Below are 14,707 nucleotides of genomic sequence, written 5' to 3'. Positions count from 1 at the left end.
TAATTTTGTAGCTTCCGGCGCTTGTTGGGCGGGCGCTGGAGCCGTTTTTGTCTTGTAATTCTTGCCAGCCTGGCCAGCGCCGCTGCGGCGGGCGGCGGCCGCGTTCTTGGCGCCGCCGCGCGTGCGCGCCGGGCGTTCAGGCGCGCTTGCGCGGGCGCGACTTGGCTGGGGCTTTGGCGGCGGGGCCATCGTCGTCCTTGCCGGCGCCGCCCTGCAGGCTGCGCTTGAGCAACTCGGTCAGGTCGATGATCTCGGCGCCCTTGCGCGTGCCTTCGGTCGGCGTGTCGACCTTTTCCACGCTCTGCACCTCGCCGGCCTCGGCCTTTTCCCGGACCAGGCGCATGATCTCGTCCTTGAACGAATCGCGGAAGTCGTCGGCATCCCATGGCGCGGACATTTCCTCGATCAGCTGGCGCGCCATCTTCAGCTCGCTCTCCTTCAGCCCCGACGCCCTGGCGCCGGCGGGTGGCAGTTTGAGCGCCTCGAAGGAGCGGATCTCGCCGCCCCAGCGCAGCAGGTTCAGGATCAGCGCCGGGCCGCTGGGCACCAGCACCGCCAGGTGCTGCCGGGTCGAGATCACCACCCGCGCCACGCCGACGCGGCCGCTCTCCAGCAGCGCCTCGCGCAGGAGGGCGTACACCTTTTCGCCGCGGTTGATGGGGGCGAGGTAATACGGGCGCTCGAGGTAGACGAACGGGATCTCGCTGGCCTGGATGAAGGATTCGATCTCGATCGTCTGCGTGGTCTTGGGGAACGCCGCCTTGATCTCGTCCGTGCTCAGCACCACGTACTGGCCGTCCTCGATCTCCACGCCTTTCACGATGTCGGCGGCGGCGATCTCCTTGCCGGTCTTCTTGTTGATGCGCTTGTAACCGACCGGCTCCATGGTGCGGCGGTCGAGCCAGTCGAAATCGACCGCCGACGAGGTGGTGGCGGTGTACAGCGCCACCGGAATGTGCACCAGGCCGAAGCTGATCGCGCCCTTCCACACCACGCGCGCGGTGGGGCGGGGCGCTTCGTCGGTTTCGCTGGAAGTGGCTTGGGCCATCGGCGGCTCCTGCAAAGGCGGTTGAAAGCGCCAGTGTGGCACCGGGGCCGCACCCCGCGGCCAGACGAGCGCCCTCGCGCTTGTAGGCGCACATCGGCCGAAAAACGCACGGCCATACCTCGCGGTGCTATACCAAAAGCGCTATACAAGTTACATTTAGATTCATGCCCCGCGGCGCCCGGTTTCCCTTCATTCCCACAGGCCTTACGGCCCGCAGCGCGCTGGTGTCGTCGATGGTGGCCCTGCTCGTGGTGGGGGCCATGGGCCTCACGCTGTGGGCCCTGACCCGCCAGAGCCAGGCGCTGGAGCAGCTGCGCCAGGTGCAGGTCGAGCACCTGATGGCCTCCACCCGCCTGATGCAGCAGGCCGATCTGCTCGACAACGAGTCCGCGATGCTGGCCGCTGCCCGCACCCAGGCCGAGCGCCGGGCCGCCTGGGTGGCGCTGACGGACCGCATCACCTGGGTCAACAAGCTGCTGGACGACCTGAAGCTGCCGCCGGCAGACGCCGCCTTGGCCGGCGAGCTGGCCAACCGCATCGGCCAGATCCAGGAGACCGGGCGCGCGCTGAGCGCTGCCGTGGGCCAGCGCATCGACGAGCCGGCCGACGGCGAGGCCGCACAGGCGGTGGCGCGGCTGCAGAAGGACAACGAGAACGCGACGGCGGTGCTCAGCACGCAGCTCGGCCTGGTGGCCGCCAACAGCCGCCGCCTGCTGGCCGAGCAGAGCAGCCAGCTGGCGCAGGACGTGGACGCGCACCGCCGCACCACGATGGCGGTGGGCCTGCTGCTGCTGCTGGCCGTGATCGCCGCCGCCCTGTGGTTCAACCGCGTGGTGGTGCGCCGCGTGCTGACGCTCAAGCGCATGGTGGACGAGGGCGCCGTGGCGCCCCAGGCCCTGGCGGTGGGGGCGCCTGACGAAATCAGCAGCCTGGCGCAGACCGTGGGCAGCTACGTGGCCCGCATCCAGGCGCACGAGCGCGAGATGAACCGCGCCAACGAGGAGCTGGCCTTCCTGGCCGACCACGACTTGCTGACGCAGCTGCCGAACCGTCGCTTCTTCGAGCGGCGGGCCATGCGGCGCGTGGCGCAGCCGGGCGGGCCGCTGTGGGTGCTGATGGGCGACATCGACCACTTCAAGCAGATCAACGACCAGCACGGGCACGCCATCGGCGACCAGGCGCTGGTGCACGTGGCCGGCCTGCTGCGGGCCAATCTGCGCGAGGGCGAGGCCCTGGCGCGCTTTGGCGGCGAGGAGTTCGTGGCCGTGATTCCGGCGCAGACGGCCGAAGCGGTGTACAGCGTGGTCGAGCGCGTGCGCGCGGCGATTGCCGCCACGCCCATGGCGCTGCCGGACGGCGGCCAGCTGGGCATGAGCATCAGCTTCGGCCTCGCGCCCATCGCCGCGCCGCCGGCCGCCCAGGCCGGTGACGCCGCCGCGCCCCGCCGGGCGCTCGACATTGCCTTGCGCGCGGCCGACGACGCGCTGTACGTGGCCAAGCGTTGCGGCCGCAACCGCGTGCAGCTGGCGCCGCCGGGCGCGGCATCGGCAGCGGCGGCGCCTGCTGTTCAGGGAGAAGTGCTTGAAATCTGACGCGATTCACCGCGGCTGGCGCGCCGTGGCCGTGCTGTTGTGCGGGCTGCTGCTGTGCCTGCCGGCGCTGGCGGCGCGCGACACCGTCCGGCTCGGCGTGCAGCTCGAGCCGCCGATGCTCGACCCCACCGCCACCGCCGCCGCCACGGCGGGCGAGATCGTGTACGCCAACGTGCTGGAAGGCCTGACGGTGATCCACGGCAAGGGCCGGGTGGCGCCGCGCCTGGCCACCGACTGGGTGCGCGCGCCCGACGGCCTGAGCTACACCTTCACGCTGCGCCGCGGCGTGCGCTTTCACGACGGCAAGCCCTTCGACGCCAGCGTGGCGGCGGCCAGCCTGCGCCGCATCCTGGCGCCGGGTTCACGCAACCCGCAGAAGCAGTGGTTCGAGAAGATCGCCGGGGTGCAGGCGCTGGGCAGCCACCAGCTCGTCATCGGCCTGCACCAGCCCGATGCGCTGCTGCCGTTTGCCCTGGCCCTGCCGGCGGCGCTGATCGTGCACCCCGATTCGGCGGCGGGCAACGCCACGCAGCCGGTCGGCACCGGGCCGTTCCGCTTCGGCGAATGGCAGCGCGGCCATTCGGTGCGGATCGACCGGCACACCGGCTACTGGGGCAGGAAGCCGGCCCTGCGCAGCGCCCCGTTCGTGTTTCTCAGCAGCAGCGCCGAGACCGAGAACATGCTGGCCGAGGGGCGGCTCGACTGGCTGGGCAGCGTGACCAAGATGACCGGCCCGTTCATGGAGCGCCCGGACTACCGCATGGGCTCGCGCAAGCTCGAGAGCAAGATGATCGTGGCCATCAACAACGCCCGCCCGCCGTTCAACGACGTGCGCGTGCGCCGGGCGCTGGCGCACGCCATCGACCGGTTCGACCTGAGCACCATCTACGGCACGCAGTTCAAGCCCCAGCTCATCGGCAGCCACTTCGCGCCCTGGCACCCGGCGTATGTCGACCTGGCGCAGCGCTACCCGTTCGAGCCGGCACGCGCCAGGGCGCTGCTGGCCGAGGCGGGCGTGGCGCCCGGCCAGCGCGTGACGCTGACCGTGCCGCCCACCGACTACGGCCGCTTCGGCGGCCTGAAGATCGCCGCCAACCTGGAGGAGGTGGGCTTTCGCGTCGAGCTGCAACAGGTGGACTGGAAGCAGTGGATGAGCCAGGTGTTCGAGAAGAAGGATTACGACCTGTCGCTGATCCTGCACGTCGAGCCGCTGGACCTGAACATCTACGCCCGGCCGGGCTACTACTTCAACTACCAGAGCCCCGAATTCCGCGCGCTGTGGGAGCGCGTGCTGTCGGCGCCGAACGAGGCCGAACTGCACCGCCGCCTGGGCGAGGCGCAGCGCAGGATCAGCGACGACGCGGTCAACGTGTTCCTGCTGATGCGGCCCGAGCGCAACTTCATGCACAAGGACCTGATGGGCGTGTGGGAGGAAAGCCCCATCCCGTCCTTCGTGCTGGAAGACGTCCACTGGCGCCAGTGAACGCCGGCAGGTAGCGGCTGGGGTGCATTACTCCCTATATGCAAAGCTGCAGCGCCCGTCAACTGGGCGTTTGAGGCATATACTACCCTATTTCTGCCTCTGCTTTAAAACGTGAACAACCGTCATCCCGGCGAAAGCCGGGGCCCATGTGTTCTGGTGCACGCCGCCTGGATTTCGGCTTTCGCCGGAATGACGAATTTCTGGCTGTCTTGATCGGGCATTGGAATCACCCGGTCTTGCAGCACGGCCGTGCGCAGGCAAGGTCAGGGCTCGATGGAACCGGGCCGTGCGCGGCGGCGACCGCCGGCCGGACCAGGGGCTGTCAGCCCAGCGCCTTGACCACCGCCTCGCCCATCTCACGCGTGCCGACTTTCGTCGTGCTCTCGCTGTAGATGTCGGGCGTGCGCAGGCCCTGCGCCAGCACCTTCTTCACCGCCGCCTCGATGCGGTCGGCCGCCTCGGGCTGGTTCAGGCTGAAGCGCAGCATCATGGCCGCGCTCAGGATGGTGGCCAGCGGGTTGGCCACGCCCTTGCCGGCGATGTCGGGCGCGCTGCCGTGGCTGGGCTCGTACAGGCCCTGCTTTTTGTCGTTCAGGCTGGCCGAGGGCAACATGCCGATGGAGCCGGTGAGCATCGAGGCTTCGTCAGAGAGGATGTCGCCGAACATGTTGCCGGTGACCACCACGTCGAAGCGCTTGGGCTCCTTCACCAGCTGCATCGCCGCGTTGTCGACGTACATGTGGTCGAGTTCGATGTCCGGGTAGTCCTTGTGCACCTCGGTCACCACGTCCTTCCACAGCTGGAAGGTCTCCAGCACGTTGGCCTTGTCGACGCTGGTGACGCGCTTGTGGCGCTTGCGCGCCGCCTCGAAGGCCACGCGGGCGATGCGCTCGATCTCGGGGCGCGAATAGCGCATGGTGTCGAAGGCTTCCTCGGCGCCGGGGAAATGCCCGTCAGTCGCCACGCGGCGGCCGCGCGGCTGGCCGAAGTAGATGTCGCCCGTCAGCTCGCGGATGATGAGGATGTCCAGGCCCGCCACCAGCTCGGGCTTCAGGCTGCTGGCATGGGTGAGCTGCTCGTAGCAGATGGCGGGGCGGAAATTGGCAAACAGGCCCAGGTGCTTGCGCAGGCCCAGGATGGCCTGCTCTGGGCGCAGCGGGCGGTCGAGCTTGTCGTACTTCCAGTCGCCCACGGCGCCGAACAGGATGGCGTCGGCCTGCTTGGCGAGATTCAGCGTGGCTTCGGGCAGCGGGTGGCCGGCCGCGTCGTAGGCGGCGCCGCCCACCGGGGCTTCTTCCATTTCGAACTGGAGGTCGAGCGCTTTGAGCACCTTGACGGCTTCAGCGACGATTTCGGTGCCGATGCCGTCACCGGGGAGAACTGCGATTTTCATGGGAGCGTGTAGGTGGAAAGAATGGAATGGCCGTCAAAAACAGCCGAACGCAGAGGACGCAGAGGTTTCGCATAAGACGCAAAAATCCAAAAAATGGTTTGTTCTGCGTCCTCTGCGAGTTTCTGCGCCTTCTGCGTCCGGATGTCCGGATGTCCGGATGTCCGGATGTCCGGATGTCCGGATCTTCAGGCGGTGTGTGCCAGCCAGGGCTTGCTGGCCAGGCGCTCGGCTTCGAAGGTCTTGATCTTGTCGCTCTGGCGCAGGGTCAGGCCGATGTCGTCCCAGCCGTTCAGCAGGCATTCCTTGCGGAAGGGCTGCACGTCGAAGGGCAATTCGCTGCCGTCGGGCTTGACGATGACCTGGCGCGGCAGGTCGACGGTGAGCTGGTAGCCGGGGAAGGCGGCCACTTCGTCGAACAGCTTGGCCACCGTGCTTTCAGGCAGCACGATGGGCAGCAGGCCGTTCTTGAAGCAGTTGTTGAAGAAGATGTCGGCAAAGCTGGGCGCAATCAGCGCGCGGATGCCGTACTGCTGCAGCGCCCAGGGCGCGTGCTCGCGGCTGGAGCCGCAGCCGAAGTTCTTGCGCGCCAGCAGCACGCTGGCACCCGCATAGCGCGGCTGGTTCAGCACGAAGTCGGGGTTGGGCTGGCGCGACGCCGGGTCCATGCCGGGCTCGCCCTTGTCCAGGTAGCGCCACTCGTCGAACAGGTTGGGGCCGAAGCCGGTCTTCTTGATCGACTTCAGGAATTGCTTGGGGATGATGGCGTCGGTGTCGACGTTCTCGCGGTCGATGGGAACGACCAGGCCCTGGTGAATGGTGAACTTGTCCATGGTGGATGAGGTGGGCGCGGCACTTTCAGGCCGGGCACCAGAACGTGAAGACAGACGCGGGGAGAAGGATCAGGAAAGCGGCGCGGGTGCTGCCGGGCCGCCACGCGCGAGGGCGACAGAAGCGCCGGGCGCGCCCTGCGGGCCCGCCCGGGCTACCGGCCGACGATCAGCGCTTGGCCTTGTCAGCGGCGTTCTGCACGCCTTCGCCGGCGCGCTCGACGTCCTTGCCCACACCCTTGACGGTGTTGCAGGCGGCCAGGCCCATCACCATGGCAAGGGCGGCCATCGTTGCTGCGATTTTCTTGAACATCTTCATCTCCTTGGTTAGCAAAAAGACCCCGTCGCCGGGCGTCACGAAAAACACGGACATCGACAAAATGCCCGTGCACGGCGGCCGCCGCGGCCATTGCCGGGCTGACCAGATGGGTGCGGCCGCCATTGCCCTGCCGGCCCTCGAAGTTGCGGTTGCTGGTGGAGGCGCAGCGCTCGCCCGGCTCCAGCCGGTCGGCGTTCATGGCCAGGCACATGCTGCAGCCGGGTTCGCGCCACTCGAAGCCGGCGGCGGTGAACACCTTGTCCAGGCCCTCGGCCTCGGCTTGGCGCTTGACCAGGCCGGAGCCGGGTACCACCATGGCCAGCTTGATGTTGGGGGCCACCTTGCGGCCCAGCTTTTTCACCACCGCGGCGGCTTCGCGCATGTCCTCGATGCGGCTGTTGGTGCAGCTGCCGATGAACACCTTGTCGACGTGCACGTCGTTCAGCGCCTTGTTCGGCTCCAGCCCCATGTAGGTCAGGGCGCGCTCGATGGCGCCGCGCTTGTTGGCGTCCTTTTCCTTGTCGGGGTCGGGCACGCGGCCGTCGATGCCCAGCACCATCTCGGGGCTGGTGCCCCAGGTGACCTGCGGCACGATCTGTGCCGCGTCGAGTTCGACCACGGCGTCGAAGTGCGCGCCGGGGTCGGAATGCAGCGTCTTCCAGTAGGCGACGGCCTGGTCCCACTCGGGGCCGCCCACGAACTTGCCCGTGGCCGAGTCGGTGCCCGGGGCCAGCAGGCGGCCCTTGACGTACTCGATAGTCTTGTCGTCCACGGCCACCAGGCCCGCACGGGCGCCGGCTTCGATGGCCATGTTGCACACCGTCATGCGGCCTTCCATGCTGAGCGCGCGGATGGCGTCGCCGCCGAATTCGATGGTGTAGCCGGTGCCGCCGGCGGTGCCGATCTTGCCGATGATGGCCAGCACGATGTCCTTGGCGGTCACGCCGGGCGCGGCCTGGCCGTTCACCTTGATCAGCATGTTCCTGGCCTTCTTGGCCAGCAGGGTCTGCGTGGCCAGCACGTGCTCGACCTCGCTGGTGCCAATGCCGTGCGCCAGCGCGCCGAAGGCGCCGTGCGTGCTGGTGTGGCTGTCGCCGCAGACGACGGTCATGCCGGGCAGGGTGGCGCCGTTTTCGGGGCCGATCACGTGCACGATGCCCTGGCGCGCGTGCAGGAAGGGGAAGAAGGCCGCCGCGCCGTGCTCCTTGATGTTGGCGTCGAGCGTGGTGACCTGTTCCTTGCTGATCGGGTCCTCGATGCCGTCGTAGCCGCGCTCCCAGCCGGTGGTGGGCGTGTTGTGGTCGGCGGTGGCCACCACGCTGCTGATGCGCCAGACCTTGCGGCCGGCCTGGCGCAGGCCCTCGTAGGCCTGCGGGCTGGTGACTTCATGCACCAGGTGGCGGTCGATGTAGAGGATGGCGGTGCCGTCCTCCTCGGTGTGGACGACGTGCTCGTCCCAGATCTTGTCGTAAAGCGTCTTGGCGGTCATCGGGGCATTCTCTCGTGGGTTCAAATTCTAGGCTGCCGCGGCCTCGGCCGGCGTAGGCGCTTGCCGCAAGTGTTCGACCAGCGCCCGCGCCGTGGCGGGCAGGGTGGCGAAGTCGCGCGCCACCAGCCCCAGCGTGCGCCGGGCCCAGGCGTCGGCCAGCGGCACCGCCACCAGCGCGCTGGCGCCGCGCATCAGCGCGAAGGCGCGGGCGGGCATCACGCCCACGCCCAGGCCGTTGTCGATCATGCGGCACATGGCGTCCAGGCCGCTGACGCGGATGCGCAGGCGGATCGGCCGCCTGGCCTGCGCCGCGGCCTGGTGCATGGCCAGCGCGATCGAGCTGTTGGCCTGCAGGCCGACGTGGTCGAAATCCAGCGTTTCTTCAAAATTGATAGCTGTCAGCGCCGACAGGGCGTGCGCTGAGGGCACAATCAATGCCAAATGGTCGTGGCGGTAGGGCTGCAGTTGCAGCGCCTCGGCACCGTGTCCGACGGCGCTGGCATTGCAGATGCCGATGTCGGCCGCGCCCTCTTGCACGGCGCGCAGCACCTCGCCCGAGAGGTGCTCGGCCAGGTCGATCTTGACATCGGGGTGCTGGCGCGCGAAGCGGCCCAGGTCCTCGGGCAGGAACTGCACGATGGCCGAGATGCTGGCGTGCACGCGCACGTGGCCGCGCACGCCGTCGGCGTATTCGCTCAGCTCGCCCTGCATCTTCTCCAGCCCGAACAGCACGCTGCGCGCGTGGTGCAGCAGCGCCTGGCCGGCGGGCGTCAGGTCCACGCCGCGGGCGTGGCGGTAGAGCAGGGCGGTGCCCAGGGCGCTTTCCAGCTCGGCCAGCCGCTTGCTGACGGCCGAGGCGGCAATGAACTCGCGCTCGGCCGCCTTGCCGATGCTGCCCGTCTCGCCCACGGCCACGAACAGCTGCAGGCTGGTCAGGTCGATGCGGCGGGCAAAGCTGCGTTCGGTGGGTTTCATGGCGGGCAGAGGTGGCGTCTTGGTTGAAGATGGCTTGGAGCGATTTTTCCAGTAATTCGATGGGTGGGCATCGTGAATGGCGATGGATGGGGTGGCGGGTGGGGATGGCTGGGGGTGACGGCGCGGCAGCGCGCGGCTGTGAGGTATGGTGCGGGGCGCCGTGGCGCGGGCGGCGGGCGTTCGCCCTGCGTTCCGCCGGTGCGCCGCACCTTGGTTCGACACCGAATTGCTATATAAACAGAAGCTGCCTGCGCTTGCAGCATAAGCGCTGGAGCCATTTTTATTCAGAATGCGCGCCACCGGCGCCTGTCTTTCTTCACCGCCCACCACATGCAATCCGCGCCCCCGACCACCTTCGACGAAGCCTATTACCAGCGCTTCTATTTCGACAAGAAGACCAGCGTGGTCGATCCCGCCCACGTTGAGCGCCTGAGCGCCTTCGTGGCGGCCTACCTGCAGTACCTGCGCGTGCCGGTGCGGCGCGTGCTGGACATGGGCTGCGGCATCGGCCTGTGGCGTGAACTGATCGCGCGGCACTTTCCGGCGGCCAGCTACCACGGGGTGGAGATCAGCGACTACCTGTGCCAGCGCTACGGCTGGGAGCGCGGCTCGGTGGTGGATTACAGCGCCAGCGAACCGTTCGATCTGGTGATCTGCCAGGGCGTGCTGCCTTACCTGAGCCCGCCCGACCTGCAGCGCGCGCGGCCACCCTGGGCCGCCTGAGCCGCGGCGCGCTGTACCTGGAGGCCGTGTCGCGCGAGGACTACGAGCGCGACGTGATCGATGAGGAGCTGACCGATGGGCGCCAGTTCCGCCACCGCGTGGCGCTGTACCGGCGCGGCCTGCGCGAGCAGATGCGCGAGCTCGGCGGCGGCCTCTGGCTGAGCCGCCAGGCCGAGGTGCCGCTGTTCGCGCTGGAGCACATGGACGGGGGCTGAGGCGCATTCGCCATCAAGAATGACGAACGACTTCGCTGCGCTTCAATGACAAAGGGCCCGTTCGCCATCGGTCAGGCGGCGCCAGACGCCGTCATGGGGCATTGTTCTGAGCGCAAGGCGTGATGAAACGCTGAATCAGGCGATAGCCATTTGGTGCGGTATGGCAGTTCAAGATCAGGAGCTGCTTGCGCCCGTTGAATGGGCGCTGAAGCCGTTTTTCTTCATCAGAAAAATTTGACAGGTCCCCCCTGCATTGCAGGGGTTTGGCGCCGCGGGCCACGGCAGCGCGCAAGAAAAAGCCCGCCGGGGCGGGCGGGCTGGGTGCAGCGTCCGGTTGCTGACCGGTCAGGCCACGTCGCGGCGCGGCGAGCCGACGTACAGCTGGCGCGGGCGGCCGATCTTGTACTCGGGGTCGCTGATCATCTCGTTGAGCTGGGCGATCCAGCCGACGGTGCGGGCCAGGGCGAAGATGCCGGTGAACAGGTTGACCGGGATGCCGATGGCGCGCTGCACGATGCCGGAGTAGAAGTCGACGTTCGGGTAGAGCTTGCGCTGCACGAAGTAGTCGTCTTCCAGGGCGATCTTCTCGAGCGCCTTGGCCAGGGCGAACAGCGGGTCCTTCTCGAGGCCCAGCGCGGCCAGCACCTCGTTGGTGGTTTCCTGCATCAGCTTGGCGCGCGGGTCGTAGTTCTTGTAGACGCGGTGGCCAAAGCCCATCAGGCGTACGCCCGAGTTCTTGTCCTTGACCTGCTCCATGAACTCGCCCACCTTGGCCACGCCGCCCATCTTCTGGATGTCTTCCAGCATGTTCAGGCAGGCCTCGTTGGCGCCGCCGTGGGCCGGGCCCCACAGGCAGGCCACGCCGGCGGCGATGGCCGCGAACGGGTTGGTGCCCGAGCTGCCGCACAGGCGCACGGTGGAGGTGGAGGCGTTCTGCTCGTGGTCGGCGTGCAGGATGAAGATGCGGTCCATCGCCTTTTCGATGACCGGGTTGACCTTGTACTCCTCGCACGGCGTGCCGAACATCATGCGCAGAAAGTTGCCGGCGTAGCTCAGGCTGTTCTGCGGGTACATGTAGGGCTCGCCCTTGCCGTACTTGTAGGCCATGGCCACCAGCGTGGGCATCTTGGCGATCAGCTGGATGGCGGCGCGGTCGCGGTGGTCGGGGTTATGGATGTCGGTGTTCTCGTGGTAGAAGGCCGACATGGCGCCCACCAGGCCCGTCAGCACCGCCATCGGGTGCGCGTCGCGGCGGAAGCCGCGCAGGAAGAACTGCATCTGCTCGTTCACCATGGTGTGGTTGGTGACGAGCTTGTGGAATTGGTCGCGCTGCTGGCTGTCGGGCAGCTCGCCTTTCAGCAGCAGGTAGCAGGTGTCGAGGTAGTCGACCTTCTCGGCCAGCTGCTCGATGGGGTAGCCGCGGTACAGCAGCTCGCCCTTGTCGCCGTCGATGTAGGTAATGGACGACTGGCAGGAGGCCGTGGACAGGAAGCCGGGGTCGTAGGTGAACATGCCGGTCTGTGCGTACAGCTTGCGGATGTCGATGACATCCGGGCCGATGCTGCCCTGATAGACCGGAAGGTCGACGTCGGGGCTGCCGTTGGAGAACGTCAGCTTGGCTTTGTTGTCGGAAAGGTTCATGTCGGGTTTCCTTGGGGGTTGGCGGTCGAACGTTGGGTGGCGGTGTCGCCCGGGGCTGCGTGCGCAGCATCCCCAGGACTTCCCGCACGTCGGGCGAATCGAGATCGTCTGCCGGCTCCTTGCGCCGCAGCAGCAGGTCGAGCAGATCGTTGTCGGACAGATCCATTAGCTGCGTCAGCGCATCGGCGTGGCGCGGCGTCAGGCGGCCTTCGTGGCGCACGAAGAAGCGCTTGATGAAGAGGTCGTTCTCCAGCATGCCCCGGCGGCAGCGCCACTTGAGCTTGGAGAGCGCGCGCTCATCGAGGGGAGTCGTCATGGCGGGGATCCCTGGGTCACTTCAGCTCAGAAGGCCGCGGAGCAGACCATGCCAGCAAACGCCGTGGCCGGACCTGTGCCGGCCAGTGGTGTTGTCCCCCTCGGGGGAAGGCGCGAAGCGACTCAGGGGGCATTTCTAGACCGCGCGGCGAACCATCAACTCCTTGATCTTGCCGATGGCGCGGGTCGGGTTCAGGCCCTTGGGACACACGTCGACGCAGTTCAGGATGCTGTGGCAGCGGAACAGGCGGTACGGGTCTTCCAGGTTGTCCAGCCGCTCGCCGGTGGCCTGATCGCGGCTGTCGGCCAGGAAGCGGTAGGCCTGCAGCAGGCCGGCCGGGCCGACGAACTTGTCGGGGTTCCACCAGAAGCTGGGGCAGGCGGTTGAGCAGCTGGCGCACAGGATGCACTCGTACAGGCCGTTCAGTTCCTCGCGTTCCTCCGGCGACTGCAGGCGCTCGGTCTCGGGCGGCGGGTCGTTGTTGATGACGTAGGGCTTGATCGAGTGGTACTGCTTGAAGAACTGCGTCATGTCCACGATCAGGTCGCGCACCACCGGCAGGCCGGGCAGCGGCTTGAGGATGATCGGGTCTTTCAACGTGCGCAGGTTGGTCAGACAGGCCAGACCGTTCTTGCCGTTGATGTTCATGGCGTCGGAGCCGCAGACGCCTTCGCGGCACGAGCGGCGGAACGACAGCGTCGGGTCGACCGCCTTGAGCTTCATCAGGGCGTCAAGCAGCATGCGCTCGTTGCCTTCCAGCTCGATCTCCACCGTCTGCATGTACGGCTTGGCGTCCTTGTCCGGGTCGTAGCGGTAGATCTTGAAGGTGCGTTTTTGCATCGTGTTTTTCCTTGTGACCGGGCGCTGGCTTTAGAACGTGCGCACTTTGGGCGGCACGCTTTCGACGGTGAGCGGCTGCAGGCGCACGGGCTTGTAGCTGAGCTGGTTGCCGTCCTTGTGCCACAGCGTGTGCTTCATCCAGTGGGCGTCGTCGCGACCCAGCGGGGCTTGCGGATCGTCGGCCGGCTTCTCGTAATCGACCACCGTGTGGGCGCCGCGGCATTCGTGGCGGGCGGCGGCCGACACCATGGTGGCCTGCGCCGCCTCGATCAGGTTCTCGACCTCCAGCGCTTCCTGGCGCGCCATGTTGAAGACGCGCGAATGGTCTTTCAGGCCCAGGCCGTTCACGCGCTCGCGCAACTCGGCGATCTTGCGCACGCCTTCGTCCATGCTGGCTTGGGTGCGGAAGACGCCGGCGTGCGCCTGCATGCTGGCGCGGATGTCGTTGGCAATGCTTTGCGCGTATTCGCCATCGTTGGCGTTTTCCAGCCGGTTCAGGCGCTCCAGCGAGCGATCCGCCGCATCGGCCGGCAGCGGCTTGTACGCGCCCTTTGAATGGTTGGCGATGATGTGGTTGCCGGCGGCCTTGCCGAACACCAGCAGGTCGAGCAGCGAGTTGGTGCCCAGGCGGTTGGCGCCGTGCACGCTGACGCAGGAGCATTCGCCCACGGCGTACAGGCCGTTCACCGGCGTGTTGAAGTTGTCGCCGCCGGTGGGCACGCAGACCTGGCCGTTGATGTTGGTCGGCACGCCGCCCATCTGGTAGTGGATGGTCGGCACCACGGGAATCGGCTCCTTGGTGATGTCGACGTTGGCGAAGTTGATGCCGATCTCGTACACCGAGGGCAGGCGCTTGTGGATGGTCTCGGCGCCCAGGTGGTCGAGCTTGAGAACCACATAGTCCTTGTTGGGGCCGCAGCCGCGGCCTTCCTTGATTTCCTGGTCCATCGAGCGCGAGACGAAGTCGCGCGGCGCCAGGTCCTTCAGCGTCGGGGCGTAGCGCTCCATGAAGCGCTCGCCCTCGCTGTTGAGCAGGATGGCGCCTTCGCCGCGGCAGCCTTCGGTCAGCAGCACGCCGGCGCCGGCCACGCCGGTGGGGTGGAACTGCCAGAACTCCATGTCCTGCAGCGGGACGCCGGCGCGCGCCGCCATGCCCAAGCCGTCGCCGGTGTTGATGAAGGCGTTGGTCGAGGCGGCGAAGATGCGGCCGGCACCGCCGGTGGCCAGCATCACCGTCTTGGCGTGCAGCACGTACAGGTCGCCGGTTTCCATCTCGATGGCGGTGACGCCGACCACGTCGCCCTCGGCGTCGCGGATCAGGTCGAGCGCCATCCACTCGACGAAGAAGGTCGTCTTGCTGGCCACGTTCTGCTGGTACAGCGTGTGCAGCATGGCGTGGCCGGTGCGGTCGGCGGCAGCGCAGGCGCGCTGCACGGGCTTCTCGCCGTAGTTGGCGGTGTGGCCGCCGAAGGGGCGCTGGTAGATGGTGCCGTCGGGGTTGCGGTCGAACGGCATGCCGAAGTGCTCCAGCTCGTACACCACCTTGGGCGCTTCCTGGCACATGAACTCGATGGCGTCCTGGTCGCCCAGCCAGTCACTGCCCTTGATGGTGTCGTAGAAGTGGTAGTGCCAGTTGTCCTCGCTCATGTTGCCCAGCGAGGCGCCGACGCCGCCCTGCGCCGCCACGGTGTGCGAGCGGGTGGGGAAGACCTTGGACAGCACGGCGACGTTGAGGCCGGCGCGCGCCAGCTGCAGCGAGGCACGCATGCCCGAGCCGCCCGCGCCGACGATCACCACGTCGAACTTGCGGACGTTGATTTTGTCTTTGGTGTAACTCATGTTCTTG

10 protein-coding genes and 3 pseudogenes are annotated in these 14,707 nt (G+C 67.5%); 3 read left to right on the top strand and 10 right to left on the bottom strand.

Annotated features, from left to right (window positions below; translation table 11 throughout):
• Window positions 1-136: 136 nt before the first annotated feature.
• On the bottom strand, window positions 137-1,048 hold the full coding sequence (ku, locus tag H0I39_RS00475; protein WP_180549197.1) for a non-homologous end joining protein Ku: 912 nt from the start codon (window positions 1,046-1,048) through the stop codon (window positions 137-139).
• A gap of 233 nt (window positions 1,049-1,281) precedes the next feature.
• Here ku and H0I39_RS00470 point away from each other — a divergent pair, with 233 nt between their 5' ends.
• Together H0I39_RS00470 and H0I39_RS00465 are read left to right on the top strand one after the other, a co-directional pair.
• Window positions 1,282-2,640, top strand: coding sequence for a GGDEF domain-containing protein (locus tag H0I39_RS00470; RefSeq protein ID WP_180549196.1), 1,359 nt, complete (start codon window positions 1,282-1,284; stop codon window positions 2,638-2,640).
• Window positions 2,630-4,123, top strand: coding sequence for an ABC transporter substrate-binding protein (locus H0I39_RS00465; RefSeq protein ID WP_257645528.1), 1,494 nt, complete (start codon window positions 2,630-2,632; stop codon window positions 4,121-4,123). The genes H0I39_RS00470 and H0I39_RS00465 overlap by 11 nt, the downstream gene beginning before the upstream one ends.
• 322 nt (window positions 4,124-4,445) lie before the next feature.
• Here the strand turns inward: H0I39_RS00465 and leuB are convergent, their stop codons facing one another.
• The 5 genes and pseudogenes from leuB to H0I39_RS00440 all read right to left on the bottom strand — a co-directional run bounded on the left by leuB (window position 4,446) and on the right by H0I39_RS00440 (window position 9,126).
• The gene (gene leuB / locus H0I39_RS00460; RefSeq protein WP_180549195.1) at window positions 4,446-5,516 is read right to left on the bottom strand and encodes a 3-isopropylmalate dehydrogenase; all 1,071 of its coding nucleotides are present in this window, start codon (window positions 5,514-5,516) and stop codon (window positions 4,446-4,448) included.
• 185 nt (window positions 5,517-5,701) lie between these two features.
• On the bottom strand, window positions 5,702-6,346 hold the full coding sequence (gene leuD, locus H0I39_RS00455) for a 3-isopropylmalate dehydratase small subunit (protein WP_180549194.1): 645 nt from the start codon (window positions 6,344-6,346) through the stop codon (window positions 5,702-5,704).
• A 166-nt stretch (window positions 6,347-6,512) separates the two neighbouring features.
• The gene (locus H0I39_RS00450) at window positions 6,513-6,611 is read right to left on the bottom strand and encodes an entericidin A/B family lipoprotein (RefSeq protein ID WP_373368326.1); all 99 of its coding nucleotides are present in this window, start codon (window positions 6,609-6,611) and stop codon (window positions 6,513-6,515) included.
• A 91-nt stretch (window positions 6,612-6,702) separates the two neighbouring features.
• Window positions 6,703-8,151 (bottom strand): annotated as a pseudogene (leuC, locus tag H0I39_RS00445) (3-isopropylmalate dehydratase large subunit); the annotation flags it as partial.
• A 27-nt stretch (window positions 8,152-8,178) separates the two neighbouring features.
• Complete coding sequence (locus tag H0I39_RS00440; RefSeq protein WP_180549192.1) at window positions 8,179-9,126, bottom strand: LysR family transcriptional regulator; 948 nt, start codon at window positions 9,124-9,126, stop codon at window positions 8,179-8,181.
• Between the two features lie 330 nt (window positions 9,127-9,456).
• On the opposite strand from H0I39_RS00440, the pseudogene H0I39_RS00435 reads away from it, so the two are divergent.
• Window positions 9,457-10,064: pseudogene (locus H0I39_RS00435) on the top strand (class I SAM-dependent methyltransferase).
• Window positions 10,065-10,409: 345 nt separating this feature from the next.
• On the opposite strand, the gene H0I39_RS00430 reads toward H0I39_RS00435, so the two are convergent.
• The 4 genes and pseudogenes from H0I39_RS00430 to sdhA form a co-directional block, all read right to left on the bottom strand.
• A complete protein-coding gene (locus H0I39_RS00430; RefSeq protein WP_180549191.1) occupies window positions 10,410-11,705 on the bottom strand; it encodes a citrate synthase in 1,296 nt (431 codons plus the stop codon).
• Between the two features lie 43 nt (window positions 11,706-11,748).
• Window positions 11,749-12,021 (bottom strand): annotated as a pseudogene (locus H0I39_RS00425) (FAD assembly factor SdhE); the annotation flags it as partial.
• Window positions 12,022-12,156: 135 nt separating this feature from the next.
• Window positions 12,157-12,861, bottom strand: a complete 705-nt coding sequence (locus H0I39_RS00420) for a succinate dehydrogenase iron-sulfur subunit (RefSeq protein ID WP_180549190.1) — start codon at window positions 12,859-12,861, stop codon at window positions 12,157-12,159.
• A 30-nt stretch (window positions 12,862-12,891) separates the two neighbouring features.
• Window positions 12,892-14,700, bottom strand: a complete 1,809-nt coding sequence (gene sdhA, locus H0I39_RS00415) for a succinate dehydrogenase flavoprotein subunit (protein WP_180549189.1) — start codon at window positions 14,698-14,700, stop codon at window positions 12,892-12,894.
• Between the last annotated feature and the right edge of the window lie 7 nt (window positions 14,701-14,707).

Origin of the sequence: Ottowia beijingensis, assembly GCF_013423955.1 — a bacterium.
GTDB classification, from domain to species: Bacteria; Pseudomonadota; Gammaproteobacteria; order Burkholderiales; family Burkholderiaceae_C; genus Ottowia; species Ottowia beijingensis.
Note: the sequence above shows the minus strand (reverse complement) of the source record. Positions and strands in the feature narration are given on the sequence as shown.